The 13,753-nt window shown below is 70.6% G+C and carries 14 protein-coding genes; 7 read left to right on the forward strand and 7 right to left on the reverse strand.

Features of this window, described 5'->3' with window-relative positions:
• The 4 genes from ABFX54_RS53670 to ABFX54_RS53685 form a co-directional block, all read left to right on the forward strand.
• A partial coding sequence (locus ABFX54_RS53670; RefSeq protein ID WP_346115063.1) for a PucR family transcriptional regulator occupies nt 1-497 on the forward strand: 497 nt, incomplete at its 5' end.
• A 31-nt stretch (nt 498-528) separates the two neighbouring features.
• The gene (locus ABFX54_RS53675; protein ID WP_346115064.1) at nt 529-1,803 is read left to right on the forward strand and encodes an MFS transporter; all 1,275 of its coding nucleotides are present in this window, start codon (nt 529-531) and stop codon (nt 1,801-1,803) included.
• The gene (locus ABFX54_RS53680) at nt 1,800-2,798 is read left to right on the forward strand and encodes an alpha/beta fold hydrolase (RefSeq protein ID WP_346115065.1); all 999 of its coding nucleotides are present in this window, start codon (nt 1,800-1,802) and stop codon (nt 2,796-2,798) included. The genes ABFX54_RS53675 and ABFX54_RS53680 overlap by 4 nt, the downstream gene beginning before the upstream one ends.
• The gene (locus ABFX54_RS53685) at nt 2,799-3,950 is read left to right on the forward strand and encodes a tannase/feruloyl esterase family alpha/beta hydrolase (protein ID WP_346115066.1); all 1,152 of its coding nucleotides are present in this window, start codon (nt 2,799-2,801) and stop codon (nt 3,948-3,950) included.
• Nucleotides 3,951-3,960: 10 nt separating this feature from the next.
• Here the strand turns inward: ABFX54_RS53685 and ABFX54_RS53690 are convergent, their stop codons facing one another.
• Nucleotides 3,961-5,958 carry a glycosyltransferase family 2 protein gene (locus ABFX54_RS53690; protein WP_346115067.1) on the reverse strand — a complete coding sequence of 666 codons (1,998 nt, stop codon included), beginning with the start codon at nt 5,956-5,958 and terminating at the stop codon, nt 3,961-3,963.
• A gap of 120 nt (nt 5,959-6,078) precedes the next feature.
• Complete coding sequence (locus ABFX54_RS53695) at nt 6,079-6,804, reverse strand: aggregation-promoting factor C-terminal-like domain-containing protein (protein ID WP_346115068.1); 726 nt, start codon at nt 6,802-6,804, stop codon at nt 6,079-6,081.
• 265 nt (nt 6,805-7,069) lie between these two features.
• Between ABFX54_RS53695 and ABFX54_RS53700 the strand changes: the two genes are divergently transcribed.
• Genes ABFX54_RS53700 through ABFX54_RS53710 form a run of 3 tightly spaced genes read left to right on the forward strand, consistent with a single transcriptional unit; the run spans nt 7,070 to nt 9,707 of the window.
• The gene (locus ABFX54_RS53700; protein ID WP_346115069.1) at nt 7,070-7,744 is read left to right on the forward strand and encodes a response regulator; all 675 of its coding nucleotides are present in this window, start codon (nt 7,070-7,072) and stop codon (nt 7,742-7,744) included.
• The gene (locus ABFX54_RS53705) at nt 7,741-9,153 is read left to right on the forward strand and encodes an ATP-binding protein (protein ID WP_346115070.1); all 1,413 of its coding nucleotides are present in this window, start codon (nt 7,741-7,743) and stop codon (nt 9,151-9,153) included. Before ABFX54_RS53700 ends, ABFX54_RS53705 begins: the two co-directional genes overlap by 4 nt.
• Before the next feature lie 59 nt (nt 9,154-9,212).
• Nucleotides 9,213-9,707, forward strand: a complete 495-nt coding sequence (locus ABFX54_RS53710; protein ID WP_346115071.1) for a hypothetical protein — start codon at nt 9,213-9,215, stop codon at nt 9,705-9,707.
• On the opposite strand, the gene phoH2 is transcribed toward ABFX54_RS53710, so the two are convergent.
• From phoH2 to ABFX54_RS53735, 5 genes are all read right to left on the reverse strand, one after another.
• Nucleotides 9,708-11,027 carry an RNA 5'-3' helicase PhoH2 gene (gene phoH2 / locus ABFX54_RS53715; protein ID WP_346115072.1) on the reverse strand — a complete coding sequence of 440 codons (1,320 nt, stop codon included), beginning with the start codon at nt 11,025-11,027 and terminating at the stop codon, nt 9,708-9,710.
• Nucleotides 11,028-11,234: 207 nt separating this feature from the next.
• On the reverse strand, nt 11,235-11,996 hold the full coding sequence (locus ABFX54_RS53720) for an isoprenyl transferase (RefSeq protein WP_106240621.1): 762 nt from the start codon (nt 11,994-11,996) through the stop codon (nt 11,235-11,237).
• Between the two features lie 56 nt (nt 11,997-12,052).
• Complete coding sequence (locus tag ABFX54_RS53725) at nt 12,053-12,601, reverse strand: hypothetical protein (protein WP_346115073.1); 549 nt, start codon at nt 12,599-12,601, stop codon at nt 12,053-12,055.
• 42 nt (nt 12,602-12,643) lie between these two features.
• Nucleotides 12,644-13,519, reverse strand: a complete 876-nt coding sequence (locus ABFX54_RS53730; protein WP_346115074.1) for a DUF7064 domain-containing protein — start codon at nt 13,517-13,519, stop codon at nt 12,644-12,646.
• A gap of 25 nt (nt 13,520-13,544) precedes the next feature.
• Nucleotides 13,545-13,753, reverse strand: a 209-nt coding sequence (locus ABFX54_RS53735) for a hypothetical protein (RefSeq protein WP_346115075.1), incomplete at its 5' end; no start/stop codon positions are given.

A 13,753-nucleotide genomic window follows, 5' to 3' on the forward strand; every position in this document is an offset into this window, starting at 1 on the left:
CTGCCGAGCCGTCGCGGGGCGCGGCGGGCGACTCGCGCGCGCGGGACGAGCAGGGCGATTCGCGCGTACGGAACGTGGCCACGGCCTACCAGGAGGCGCGGCGCTGCGCGGAGGCGCTCATCGCGCTGGGGCGGGCCGGCGACGGCGCGAGCGCGGCCGAGCTGGGCTTCGTGGGGCTGCTGGTGGGCGACGGCCACGACGTGCGCGGATTCGTGGACCGGGTGATCGGCCCGGTGATCGACTACGACGCGCGCAGGGGCACGGCGCTGGCCGGCACGCTGGCGGCCTACCTCGGCGCTGGCGGCTCGCCATCGCGGGCGGCCGAGGCGCTGCACATCCACGTCAACACCGTCACGCAGCGGCTCGACCGCGTCGGGAGACTGCTGGGTGACGGCTGGCTGGAGCCGGAACGGACGCTGGAGATCCAGCTCGCGCTCCGCCTGCACCGGCTCGGCCACACATCGACACGCAAGAGTGTGGGTCCGGAAACCATATGAGTGACACCGGTCACAACCTACGGTGACCGGCATGGCCACTTCCATCAAGAAGATCGTCGCCGCGAGCCTGATCGGCACCACCATCGAGTGGTACGACTTCTTCCTGTACGGCTCGGCAGCCGCCCTCGTGTTCAACAAGCTCTTCTTCCCCGAGTCCGACCCGCTGACCGGCACGCTGCTGGCGTTCCTCACCTACGCGGTCGGCTTCGTCGCCCGGCCCCTGGGCGGCCTGGTCTTCGGCCACTTCGGCGACCGGATCGGCCGCAAGACGCTGCTGGTCGTCAGCCTGCTGACGATGGGTGCGGCGACGTTCCTGATCGGCTGCCTGCCGACGTACGAGACGCTGGGGCCGTCCGCGGCGCTGGTGCTGACGGCGCTGCGGCTCGTGCAGGGCTTCGCGCTCGGCGGCGAGTGGGGCGGCGCGGTGCTGATCGTCTCCGAGCACGGCGACACGGCGCGGCGCGGCTTCTGGGCCTCCTGGCCGCAGGCGGGCGCCCCCGGTGGGAACCTGCTGGCCACCGGCGTGCTGGCGGCGCTGGCCGCCTGGCAGTCGGACGAGGCGTTCCTGTCGTGGGGCTGGCGGGTGCCGTTCCTGCTGTCGGGCGTGCTGGTGCTGATCGGGCTGTGGATCCGGCTGACGATCACCGAGTCGCCGGTGTTCCAGCAGGCGCCGCCCGAGGAGCGGGCCCCGATCGTCGGGGTGCTCAAGCACCACGCCAAGGACGTGGTCATCGCGATCGGCGCGCGCCTGGCCGAGAACATCTCCTTCTACCTGCTGACCGTCTTCGTCATCACCTACGCCAAGCAGACCGGCATCGACAACTCCACCGTGCTGAACGCGGTGCTGATCTCCTCGGCCATCCACTTCGTCACGATCCCGATGTGGGGCGCGCTGTCCGACCGGTTCGGCCGGCGCCCGATCTACCTGTCGGGCGCCGCCGGCATCGGCGTGTGGATCTTCGCGTTCTTCCCGCTCGTGGACACGGGCAGCTTCCTCGCGATCACCCTGGCCGTCACCGTCGGCCTGCTCTTCCACGGCATGATGTACGGCCCGCAGGCGGCGTTCTTCTCCGAGTTGTTCGGCACCAGGACCCGCTACACCGGCGTCTCCATCGGCGCGCAGCTGTCGGCGATCGTGGCGGGCGCGCTGGCCCCGATCATCGCGGTGGCGCTGCTGCAGGCGTACGGGAGCAGTGTCCCCATCTCGGTCTACCTTGGTCTGGCGGCGCTGCTCACCCTGGCCGCCGTCTACGCCGCCCGCGAGACGCGGGGCAGCGACCTGGCGGAAAGGATCAACGCGCGATGAAGATCACCACGTCGAGGCTCACCCAGAACGTCCTGACCGTCGAGGGCAGGACCACCGGCGAGCCCGTGCTCTTCGTGCACGGCAACGTCTCCTCTGGCGCCTTCTGGCGCGACACCATGGCCGCGCTGCCCGAGGGCTACCGGCCGCTCGCGGTGGACCTGCGCGGCTTCGGCGACACCGACCCCGCGCCGGTCGACGCCACCCGCGGGCTGCGCGACTACTCCGACGACGTGCTCGAACTGCTCGCCGCGCTCGATCTCGACCGGGTGCACCTGGTGGGATGGAGCATGGGCGGAGGCGTCGTCCTCCAGGCCCTGCGCGACCGTCCTGCGCTCGTCAGGAGCGTGACCCTGGTCAACCCCGTCTCCCCCTACGGTTTCGGCGGCACGGAGGACCTCAGCGGCCGGCTGACGCATCCTGACGGCGCGGGGGCGGGCGCCGGGGCGGCCAACCCCGACTTCGTGGCCCGGCTCAAGGCGGGCGACCTGTCGGACGAGTCCCCCACGTCGCCGAGAAACGTCTTCCGTTCCGCGTACGTGAAGAACGCGGTCCCCGACGAGGACTTCTACGTACGCTCGATGCTCACCACCCGGGTGGGCGAGGCCCACTACCCCGGCGACGCCGCCAGCTCCGACGCCTGGCCGGGCGTGGCCCCCGGCAAGGGCGGCGTGCTGAACGCCCTCGGCCCCACCCGCTTCCGCGTGGACGACCTGCACGAGATCGAGCCGAAGCCGCCCGTCCTGTGGATCAGGGGCGCCGACGACGTGATCGTCTCGGACACGTCGCTGTTCGACCTGGCCCACCTCGGCGCGCTCGGCGTCGTGCCCGGCTCCCCCGGCACGCCGGCCCAGCCCATGGTGGGGCAGACGCGGGCGGCGCTGGAGCGGTACGGGCCCTACCGGGAAGCGGTGCTGGACGACTGCGGCCACAGCCCGCACCTGGAGCGGCCCGAGGACTTCGTACGCCTGCTGACCGAGCACCTGAGGGAGGCGTAGATGCTGGTCGCGCTCACGCTCGTGGCGAGCTTACTGACGCCGCCGGGCCACCATCAGCTGACCGTGCCGGGCGCCGAGCACACCGAGATCGCCGTGCTCGACGACCTGACCACGGCAGGCACCAGCAAGACCGGCCACACCGACCCGGCGGACTGGGCGGGCCTGCACTCGGCCGCCACGGTCAACCCGACCGGCGTGCCCGGGGTCCAGATCGACGGCTACTTCCCCGACACCTCCCACGGCAACACCACGCACGGCTGGAACCACGACTCCCAGTTCGTCATCAGGCTGCCGCGGCAGTGGAACGGCGGCCTGGTCGTCGGCGGCACCCCGGGCAACAGGGAGCAGTACGCCAACGACTACACGATCTCCGACTGGGTGCTGGCCAAGGGGTACGCCTTCGCCACCACCGACAAGGGCAACGTGGGCGTGGACTTCCACGAGGACGGCCGCCGCCCCGGCGACGCCATCGCCGAGTGGAACGAGCGCGTCACCGAGCTCACCGTGGCCGCCAAGGCCGTGGTCAGGCAGCACTACGGCAGGAAGCCCGCCCGCACCTACGCCGCGGGCATCTCCAACGGCGGCTACCTGGTGCGCTGGCAACTGGAGAACCGGGGCCACCTCTACGACGGCGGCGTGGACTGGGAGGGCACGCTCTGGCGGGTCAAGGGCGACAACCTGCTGAACTTCCTGCCGCCCGCGCTGAAGGCGTATCCGGACGAGGCCGGGGTGCGGGCGGCCGGGTTCGCGGCGGGCTCGGAGTTCCTGTGGCCGTTCCACCAGCAGTACTACTGGGAGCTCACCCAGCAGCTCTACCAGAAGGAGCTGGACCCGTCCTACCAGGGCGCGGCGGCCGACTACGACTACGACCGGCGCAGGCCGTACGCGGCCATGGCGAAGATCGCGCTGACCGGCCGGATCACCAAGCCGCTGATCACGATCCACGGCACGCTGGACACGCTGCTGCCGATCTCGCGCGACTCCGACGTCTACGCGAAGATGGTCGGCCCGCACCGGCCCTTCCGGTATCACCGCGTCGAGGGCGGCAACCATCTGGACAGCCTGGTCGATCTCTACCCCGACCGGCTCACCCCGATGTTGCCCGCCTTCAGGAGCGCCTTCGAGGAGCTGGAGGGCTGGACCCGGCGGTGAAGAGCACCGGTCAGTCCGTGAGGTAGCGGTGCCGGCCAGCGCGTGCCCACCGGCCGAGGTGGCGCGCGCCGGGCAGCCGCCGGCCGAGCCGGTGCAGCGCGGTGTCCCGGCCCATGGGCGAGCGGCGCTCGGGGTCCACGGCGGCGGCCGGGCGCACGCCGACCCTGCCCCTGCGCATCTCCAGCGCGAACCGCAGCCCGAACTCGCCCTCGGACGAGCGCAACGAGGACAGCCAGCCGCCGGGGCCGAGGTGCTCGACGCCGGGCATGATCCGTTTGACCGGCACCTTGGCCACGAGCTGGCCCGCGATCCTGCCCGGCACCCCGGCCTCGACCAGCGCGGGCGCGCTCACCTCGCGCCCCCGCCTGCCGGTGCCGCGCAGCACCAGCTCCAGCGCGGGGCCGCCGCTCGGCGGCACGTACGGCACCGGCAGCACGACGTAGAGGTGCTTGTCGAGCTGCTTGACCATCACGCCAGGCGACACGAGCGCGATCGACTCGGAGAACGAGCGCGGCTCGATGGCCAGACCCAGCTCGCCGTTGTCGCTCCAGCACGGCACCACCAGCCGCATCCTGGGCCGCTGGGCCAGCACGCCCAGGCAGTTGAGCGGCCCCTCGGGGCGGCTGACGCGGCTCCTGGCCTGGTTGGCCCCGCTGAACATCCGTACGTGCACCTCCCACTGGCCGGGCCGCAGCGGCTCGCCCAGCGCGGCGCTGGTGATGTCCAGCCTGGTCTCGCCCTTGATCCGGACGCGGACCCGGCGGCGGCCGTCCTGGACGCGCTCGACGTGCTGCTCCAGCGGCAGGAAGTGCACGATGCCGGTCTCGGTGTGGCGTACGTAGAGCTCGACGCGGGCCCGTTCGACGGCGTCGGTGATGTCGGTGACGTCCTGCGGCAGCTTCTTGGTGTCCAGCGCGCGCGGCGGGATCCAGTGCAGGCGGTCACCGTCCACGCGGTACCTGTCGGGCGCGCCGTCGCCGGTCATGACCTCCACGGTCAGGCCGAGCACGAGCACGTGGGCGTCCCAGCGCACCTCGGTGAGGTCGGCGCGCAGGCCGGCCCGCCTGGTCGCGTTCGCCATGAGCACGATCTGGTCGAGGCGGCCTGCGCGGGCGTACGCGGCCACCACGCGCAACTGGACCGGGAGGTGGCGGTCGAGCCGTTCGGGGAAGCGCCGGACCATGAGGTCCTGCACGACGCGGAAGTGCACGCCCCTGTCCACGGATGACTCGGCGAACTTGCTGGTCACCAGCGGGCGCAGGATGGCGTAGCGGAGCCAGTAGGCGTACATACGGTCGCGCTGGCGGCCCTCGCCGACGAAGGCGTCGATGTCGTCGAGCAGCGCGCTCAGCTCTCTCACGATCGCCCGGGGCTCCTCCTCGGCGGGCGGGCGCTCCCCGAGGTGACAGCAGACGTGCTCCGCCAGGACGGCGATGACCTTGGCGTGGAGGTAGGCGCGCAGCACGAACGCCTGCTCGCCGAGCCGGCCGCCGGGCACGGAGAAGCCCAGCTCGTGCTCCTCCAGGAAGGCGCGGCGGTAGAGCTGCTGCGGGAGGAGCAGCGTGAGCAGCCGGTCGCGCAGGATGTCGGCGCGGGCCGTGCTGCGCTCGAAGGCCGTCATCGGCGGCCCGTAGTCGCGGATGAGCCGGCCGACGAGCACGTCGGCGTCCGTCTCGACGGCGCGCTCGTACATGTGCGCGAGCGCGTCGCGTTCCAGGCGGTCGCCGGGGTCGAGGAAGTAGACGTACTCGCCGGTGGCCGCCGCCGCGCCGACGTTGCGGCCGCGCGACGGCGATCCCGTGTACGGCAGGTGCAGCACGCGTACGTTGTCGCGGACCGTGGCGATGGTGTCCAGGCGCTCGGCGATGCCGTCCGTGGACCCGTCGTCCACGACGATCACTTCGTATTCGTCCGCGGGCAGCGTCTGCTCCAGCATGGAGCGGATGCACGCGTCGGCGGTGTCACCCGGATTGTGGACATTGACGATCACACTGACCTTCACACCCATGCGGCCAGCGTGCGCCCGTATACAGGATCGGGCGTGGCGGCTTGCCGATTGGAGATGCAAAGTTGACCCGCTCCTGCAGATCCGTGGACCCAGGAGCGGGCCGGGCGTACTCCGGTGCTCCTAGTACCAGCCCACGGACTGGGAGTGGCCCCACGCGCCGCAGGGAGTGCCGTAGCGGCCCTTGATGTAGCCGAGGCCCCACTTGATCTGGGTGGCGGCGTTGGTCTGCCAGTCGGAGCCCGCGCTGGCCATCTTGCTGCCGGGCAGGGACTGCGGGATGCCGTACGCGCCGGAGTAGCGGTTCATGGCCCGCTCGTTCCAGCCGCTCTCCTTGTGCCAGAGCCGCTCCAGGCAGCCCCACTGGTCGGCGCCGAACCCGAAGCTCGCCAGCATCGACTTCGCGGTGGCCTTGTTGCTGCCCGGCGACGGGTCGCTGCCCGGCGGGAAGTTCGCCGGCGGGAAGCCGTCGCCGGCCGGCGCCTGCTTGGGGATCACCCAGTCGAGGTCCTTGCCCGAGCCGCCCCCGCCCGCGCGGTCCTTCTTCAGCTTGTCGGCGCGGTAAGCCTGCTCGGCCTCGGCCTTGAGCAGGTCGCTCTTGGGGTCGGGCGCGTAGAGGTCGCCGCTGGCGATCTTGCCCAGGTCCTCCATCGAGAAGACGGGCTGCTGCGGCGGGTTCTTGGCGTTCTGGACGGCGTGGTAGGCGACGAACCCGCCGCCGCCGAGGACGATGGCCACCGACAGGACACCGATGATGACGCGCTTGGGCGTCGCACGCGAACGCCGGCGCGCCGGGGGAAGGTCTTCCTTCGGGGGGCGGCGCTCACTCAACTGCGGACCGGGGCTCACGATGCATGAGCTTGCCGTGAGGTGGGGGGTGGTCCGCAACCGAAACGCGGGAATCGCTTGGCGAAAATTTCACCAACCGGCTGGTTAGCTCTATAAATCCCGAAAAATGTGACTTTCATCACATAAGCGCGGCTCCCCCTCAGGCGCCCGTAGCAGAAGGGAAGCCGGTTACAGCGTGCCCTGACTACTTTGGGATCTGATCCACACCATGTCACAGTTTGGTGACACAACTCGGATAATCCAGACATGGAATAATAATGTGCGCGTGGCTGGCATTCTCCTTGTAGAAGACGACCCCTCGGTCCGTACGGCTCTAGAGCTGGCGCTGACCAGGCAGGGGCACTCCGTCACGTCGTACGCGACGGGCGAGGAGGCGCTCGACCACATCAGGTCCCGCCGCCCCGAGATCGCGATCCTCGACGTCATGCTGCCTGGCATCGACGGGGTCGAGGTCTGCCGCCGCGTACGCAAGCTCGACCAGCTCCCGGTCATCCTGCTCACGGCCAGGGGCGACGACCTCGACGTCGTGGTGGGCCTGGAGGCCGGCGCCGACGACTACGTGGTCAAGCCGGTCGAGCCCCGGGTCCTGGACGCCCGCATCCGCGCCGTGCTGCGCCGGGCCGAGTCCGCCTCCTCCGACCGCATCACCTTCGGCGACCTCGTGATCGACCGGGGCGCGCTCAAGGTCACGCTGGCCGGCAAGGAGATCCACCTGACGCCGACCGAGCTGCGGCTGCTGCTGGAGCTCGTCCGCCATCCCGGCCAGGTGCTCAACCGCCGCTACCTGCTGCGCGTGGTCTGGGACCACACGCACATCGCCGATTCGCGCCTGGTGGACGCCTGCGTGCAGCGCATCCGCGCCAAGATCGAGCCCAGGCCGGCCGCGCCCGTCTTCATCCACACCGTGCGCGGGTTCGGCTACCGGTTCAGCCCCCCGTGATCCCGCTGCCCACGGGGCTGCGCGCCCGCCTCGTCATCACGTTCACGCTCGTCGCCGTGGCCGCCTCGTTCCTGGTCGCCACGATCGGCTACGAGCTGGCCAAGGAGGCGCTGGTCACCAGGGCCGAGACCACCTCGCTCGACCTGGTGAACAGGGAGCTCAGCAGCATCTCCTTCCCGATCGGCAAGCTGCGGCCGGGAGAGGTCGCGCCGACGTCGAAGGAGCTCGACAGCGTCGCCCACGCGCTGCGCGGGCCGGGCCGCAGCGTGCTGGTCGAATATCGCAGCCTCATCGCCGCCGACGGCCCCATGTCGATGAGCGACGTGCCCAACGAGCTGCACGGGCGGGCCAAGCAGAGCCTCGTCACCCAACGCAAGATCATCAGGAACGAGCTGTATCTGATCGTCGGCGCCGAGGTCTACCGCGACAGCGGCGGCGTGCCCGAGGCGACCGGGCTGCGGGCCTTCGTCTTCTTCCCCCTGGCGGACGACGAGCGCCAGCTCGCCACCCTGCGCACCACGCTGGCCCAGACGGGCGCGGTCATCGTGCTGATCGCGCTGGTCGTGGCGCTGCTGTCGGCCAGGCAGGTGCTGCTGCCGGTACGGCGGCTCAGCGCGGCGGCCGAGGCGCTCGGCCAGGGCAGGCTGGACACCCGGCTGCCCGTGCACGGCCAGGACGAGCTGGCCGGCCTGACCGCCAGGTTCAACGACGCGGCGGCGGCGCTGGAGCTGAGCGTGTCGGAGCTGCGCTCGCTGGAGGCTATGTCACGCAGGTTCGTCGCCGACGTCTCCCACGAGCTGCGCACGCCGCTGACCGCCATGACGGCCGTGGCCGACATGCTCTCCGACGAGGCCGACCACCTGCCCGAGGCGCCCGCCGAGGCGGTCCGGTTGGTGCTCAGGGAGATCGAGCGGCTGCGCGAGCTGGTCGAGCACCTCATCGAGATCAGCCGCTTCGACGCCGGCACCGCCACGCTCAACCTCGAACCGGTGAACGTGGCCGACAGCATCGAGGACTGCCTGGACGTACGCGGCTGGCGCGAGAAGGTCGAGGTGAACGCCTCACAGGGGCTGACCGCCAACCTCGACCCGAGCAGGTTCGACGTCATCGTGGCCAACCTCGTCGGCAACGCGCTCAAGCACGGCGAGCCGCCGGTGACGGTCAGCGCCCGCGCCACGGAGAACGGCCTGGAGGTGAAGGTGCGCGACCACGGCAATGGCATCCCGCGCGAGGCGCTGGCCCACGTCTTCGACCGCTTCTTCAAGGCCGGCGCGGGCCGGGCCCGCAGCCAGGGCAGCGGACTGGGCCTCGCCATCGCCAGGGCCAACGTGCTGCTGCACGGAGGCACGATCTCCGTACGCGCCCAGAACCCAGGAACCCTCTTCACGGTCTGGCTCCCCCACACATGAACCCCATCCGAGCCCGCACGCGGCCCGTCCGAGCCCGCACGAAGCCCCTCCGAGCCCTCGTGGCCGCCGTCCTGCTGGCCTGCCTGATCCCCGCCGCGGGCTGCGGCATCACGCCCACCGACGTGCAGGACAGGGGCGACGCCCCCACGACCAAGATCCCGCCCCCGTCCAAGACGTTCTTCCTGATCAAGGACGGCGAGCTGGCCAAGGAGCCGGCGGACGTGGACGACGACACCGTGGCCAGCCTGCTCGGGGCCCTCTTCGCCGCCTCCTCGCGACCGATGGAGAACCGGGACACCGCGCTGCGCGGATTCACGTACCTGCGGGCCAAGGACTCGGTCGATCCGCCCCAGCGCGACGAGATCCAGCTCCCCCGCACCTCGACGCTGACCGTCTACATCAGCGGCGAGGGCACGCTGTCGCAGCTCGGCAAGGCGCAGATCGTCTGCACCGCGCAGCAGGACGCGGCGTTCGAGATGGTGCGGATCGTCCGGGAGAACAAGAACCGCCCCCCCATGTCGGAGGGGCGGTTCACCTGCGGTGAGCTGAAGTAGTTACATCGTGATGTCTTCCAGCATCTCGGTCACCAGCGCGGCGATGGGCGAGCGCTCGGACCTGGTCAGGGTGACGTGGGCGAACAGCGGATGGCCCTTGAGCTTCTCCACCACCGCGACCACGCCGTCGTGCCGGCCGACCCGCAGGTTGTCGCGCTGGGCCACGTCGTGGGTGAGCACGACCCGCGAGTTGGCGCCGATCCGGCTCAGCACGGTCAGGAGCACCCCGCGCTCCAGCGACTGGGCCTCGTCCACGATCACGAACGCGTCGTGCAGCGACCGGCCCCGGATGTGCGTGAGCGGGAGCACCTCCAGCATGCCCCGATCAAGCACCTCCTCGATCACCTCGGGCGAGGTGACCGCGCCGAGCGTGTCGTAGACGGCCTGGGCCCACGGGCCCATCTTCTCGCCCTCGGTGCCGGGCAGGTAGCCGAGCTCCTGGCCGCCGACGGCGTAGAGGGGCCGGAACACGATCACCTTGCGGTGCTGGCGGCGTTCCAGGACCGCCTCCAGGCCCGCGCAGAGCGCCAGCGCCGACTTGCCGGTGCCGGCCCGCCCGCCGAGCGAGACGATGCCGATCTCCGGGTCCATCAGCAGGTCGAGCGCGATGCGCTGCTCGGCGGAGCGACCGTGCAGGCCGAAGACCTCGCGGTCGCCGCGGACGAGCCTGACGGACTTGTCGGGCTGCACCCGCCCGAGCGCCGAGCCCTTGGCCGACAGCAGCCGCAGGCCGGTGTGGGTGGGCAGCTCCCTGGCCTCTTCCAGGTCGGCGGTGCCCTGGTCGAAGAGCGTCTCCACGTCGTCGGTGGTCACCTGGACCTCGGCCATCCCCGTCCAGCCGGACTCGCTGACCAGCTCGGCGCGGTATTCCTCGGCCGCCAGGCCGATCGAGGCCGCCTTGACGCGCATCGGCAGGTCTTTCGACACCAGGACGACATCGCAGCCCTCGCTGGCCAGCGAGCGGGCCACCGTGAGGATGCGGGTGTCGTTGTCGCCCAGGCGGAAGCCCGCGGGCAGGATGGACGGATCGCTGTGATTGAGCTCGACCCTGATGGTGCCGTCCCCGGTCGGCATGGCCTCGTCCAGCCTGCCGTACTGGACCCTCAGCTCGTCTAGGTAGCGCAGAGCCTTCCGCGCGAAGTAGCCGAGCTCAGGATGGTGCCGCTTGCCTTCCAGCTCCGTGATGACCACGATCGGAAGGACCACGTCGTGCTCGGCGAACCTGGTCATCGCCGCCGGGTCGGCTAGCAGAACCGAGGTGTCGAGTACGTACGTGCGCTTGGCCGACTGGAGAGTAGGGTTGCTCGAGGACACTGCCACACGTTCTCCCCCGGGTGCCCCTTGGTGCGGGCACCCTGCAGACGAGGTGGGAATCGGACCGGACCCGCGTCCCCGACCGCGAACTGCCGTCGGTGCCGGAGTCCGGCCCCCCTCGGCAGATGTTGGTGCAAAGGCGGGACCTCTCCGAAATGTCCGACCTGTGATCGGACACTTCCAACGTTACGTCCTGGATACCCGAATGTCGCGTCAGGAACCGTAACGCCGGTGCCTCGCAGCGTAATCACGCAACGCCCGCAGGAAGTCGACCCTGCGGAAGTCCGGCCAGTAAGCCTCGTGGAAGTAGAACTCAGAGTGAGCGCTCTGCCAGAGCATGAAGCCGGACAGACGTTGCTCGCCCGACGTCCGGATGAGGAGATCCGGGTCGGGCTGGCCGCGAGTGTAGAGATGCTCCGCGATGTGCTCGACATCGAGTACCTCGACGAGGTCCTCGATGCTCGCTCCCTTGCTCGCGTGCTCCTGGAGCAGTGAGCGCACCGCATCGGCAATCTCACGTCTTCCTCCATACCCAACTGCAACGTTCACAATCAGGCCTGGACGGTGTGATGACGCTTCTTTTGCATTTTTTAGGACATTAGCCGTGCGGTCCGGGAGCAGATCGAGCGCGCCGACGGGGCTGATGCGCCAGCCTTCCGCCACGAGCTCCTGTGTCACGTCCTCGATGATGCGCAGCAGGGGCTCCAGCTCTTCCCGCGGCCGGTTGAGGTTGTCGTTGGACAACATCCAGACGGTGACGACCTCGACGCCGCTCTCCCGGCACCAGCCGAGCAGCTCGGAGATCTTGTCGGCGCCCTTGCGGTGGCCCGACGCCACGTCGCGCATGCCCATGGCGCGCGCCCAGCGGCGGTTGCCGTCGATGATGACCCCGACATGCCGGGGGACGCTGTCCTTCGACAGCTTGGCCTCCAGCCGGCGTTCGTACAGCCGGTAGACCAGATCGCGCAGGCCCACGGAGTGCCTCCCCAGCGGTGCTGTGCCCTTTGGGCGCTTGCCTCAACAGGCAATTATCACCGCGAATCGTCCGTGCCTGCTCCTTCTACCGGATTCCTCGCAATATCTCTACCTTCCAGACACCCTTCCGCCTCATTCACCAGCTCGCCCACGAACGCCGACAGCTCCGACGAGGTCAGCACCGCCCGCATGCCCACGCCCGTGGTGCCCCACGCCTCCACGAACGCCCTCCTGGTCAGCCGCCACGCGCCCGAGCCCGGCTGCCACATGGGGATGGTCCGGAGCTGGCAGCGCAACTCTCCGCCGCCCACCAGGCCGGCCCTCGTGCGGTAGCGGAAGGAGAACAGCTCGCTGTCGGGCTCCTCGCCGGGAAAGCGGTCGTCGGGGTCGGACCATCGCCTGGCCGCCCCGCCGCCCCTGCGGGCCTCGTCGACGCCGCGCGCCAACCGGCTCAGCAGCCAGCCGCAGCGCTCGCCCACGCTCCCGTACGGCGTGCCGTCGCGGTGGAGCTCCAGGGTGATCTCGTACGGCGTGCCGACGCTGTCGGTGCACGCGACGGGCGTGACGCTCAGAAACGAGCCGTCAACACAACGTAGTCCTCCCACGCAGTCCCTGTTTCCGCCCGAAAGCCCCCTAAACCGGCGCTCTCACCGTGGTTTCCACACGTGTTCCCGCCAGCCGGGCGGCTGGTGCCACTCCGTCCAGCCGTAGCCGGTACGCCCGTCCTCGGTCTCGTACGCGCACATCGCCCGGGGGAACTCGGCCACCTCGCCCTCGGGGGAGGTCAGCGTCACGGAGGCGAAGGCGATCGGGCGCACGGTCGTGGCGTTGCCCGGGAAGGCCAGCACCGTCTCGACGGGCCGGTCACCGTCGAACGTGGTCGCCGCCGAGAAGCCCTCGACGTGCTCCAGGCCGCCGTCACGGGCCAGGAAGGCCGGCCAGGGCAGCTCCTGGCCCAGGTTGGCCCGCATGCCGTGCAGGTAGGTGCCGTCCTCCAGGCGGGCGCTGCTCCACAGCCACGACAGCGACCACCAGTCACGCACGCCCCAGCTGTGGTCGCGCTCGCCGTGACCGTGGAAGGGGACACCGCCGATGGTGCCGGTGACCTGGCAGGGGATCTCGTAGCGGGGGGTGACGGCGTAGCCGTAGACGCCCGCCGCCGGGCGCCACTCCAGGTCGAACGTCAACTCGTCCGAGGTCAGGCCGATCCTTGCCGGCCCGAAGGGGTGGGTCGTGGTGTGGGTGGCCGTGTAGTCCTGGCCCGTCACCGTGAGGTCGCCGGCGGGCAGCGGGGCCTCGTGGTCGATACGGGTGACGAGGCCGCCGGCGGTCACGAGGCAGGCCCAGTACCAGGCGCGCTTCCAGTGGGGATAAAGGCCGAGCCGGACGTATCCGGCCACCTCGCCGTCCTCGGAGACGAAGTCGTAGTACCAGGACTCGTTCCACAGCGGCTCGCCGCCGGGCTCGTGCCGGTGCTCGTCCGCCTCGGTCAGAGGCCATCGGCCCATGTTGACGATCCGCATGCCGCCTCCCAAGCGCTTGCTACGATCAGCTTAGGCCGCGGATCCTGGACCACCAGCGCCGGGGCGCGGGAGGCTCGGCGGCGGGCTGCTCGGCGCCGGCCATCCGGCCGCGCTCGCGCAGCCAGGCGGCGAAGTCGGCGGCGTCGGTGCGGTAGTCGGGCGGCGGCGCGGTGCGGGCGCGCGCCTGCTCGGGCCGAACTGCATGGGCGTCTACTGCCCGCGCGGCCGGCAGAC

Origin of the sequence: Nonomuraea maheshkhaliensis (assembly GCF_039529435.1) — a bacterium.
GTDB classification, from domain to species: domain Bacteria; phylum Actinomycetota; class Actinomycetes; order Streptosporangiales; family Streptosporangiaceae; genus Nonomuraea; species Nonomuraea maheshkhaliensis.

What these genes read in the sequence shown, in the direction of transcription:
- ABFX54_RS53675 (WP_346115064.1), top strand. Translation starts at nt 529, where the DNA reads ATGGCCACTTCCATCAAGAAGATCGTCGCCGCGAGCCTGATCGGCACC.
- ABFX54_RS53680 (WP_346115065.1), top strand. Translation starts at nt 1,800, where the DNA reads ATGAAGATCACCACGTCGAGGCTCACCCAGAACGTCCTGACCGTCGAG.
- ABFX54_RS53685 (WP_346115066.1), top strand. Translation starts at nt 2,799, where the DNA reads ATGCTGGTCGCGCTCACGCTCGTGGCGAGCTTACTGACGCCGCCGGGC.
- ABFX54_RS53690 (WP_346115067.1), bottom strand. Translation starts at nt 5,958, where the DNA reads ATGGGTGTGAAGGTCAGTGTGATCGTCAATGTCCACAATCCGGGTGAC.
- ABFX54_RS53730 (WP_346115074.1), bottom strand. Translation starts at nt 13,519, where the DNA reads ATGCGGATCGTCAACATGGGCCGATGGCCTCTGACCGAGGCGGACGAG.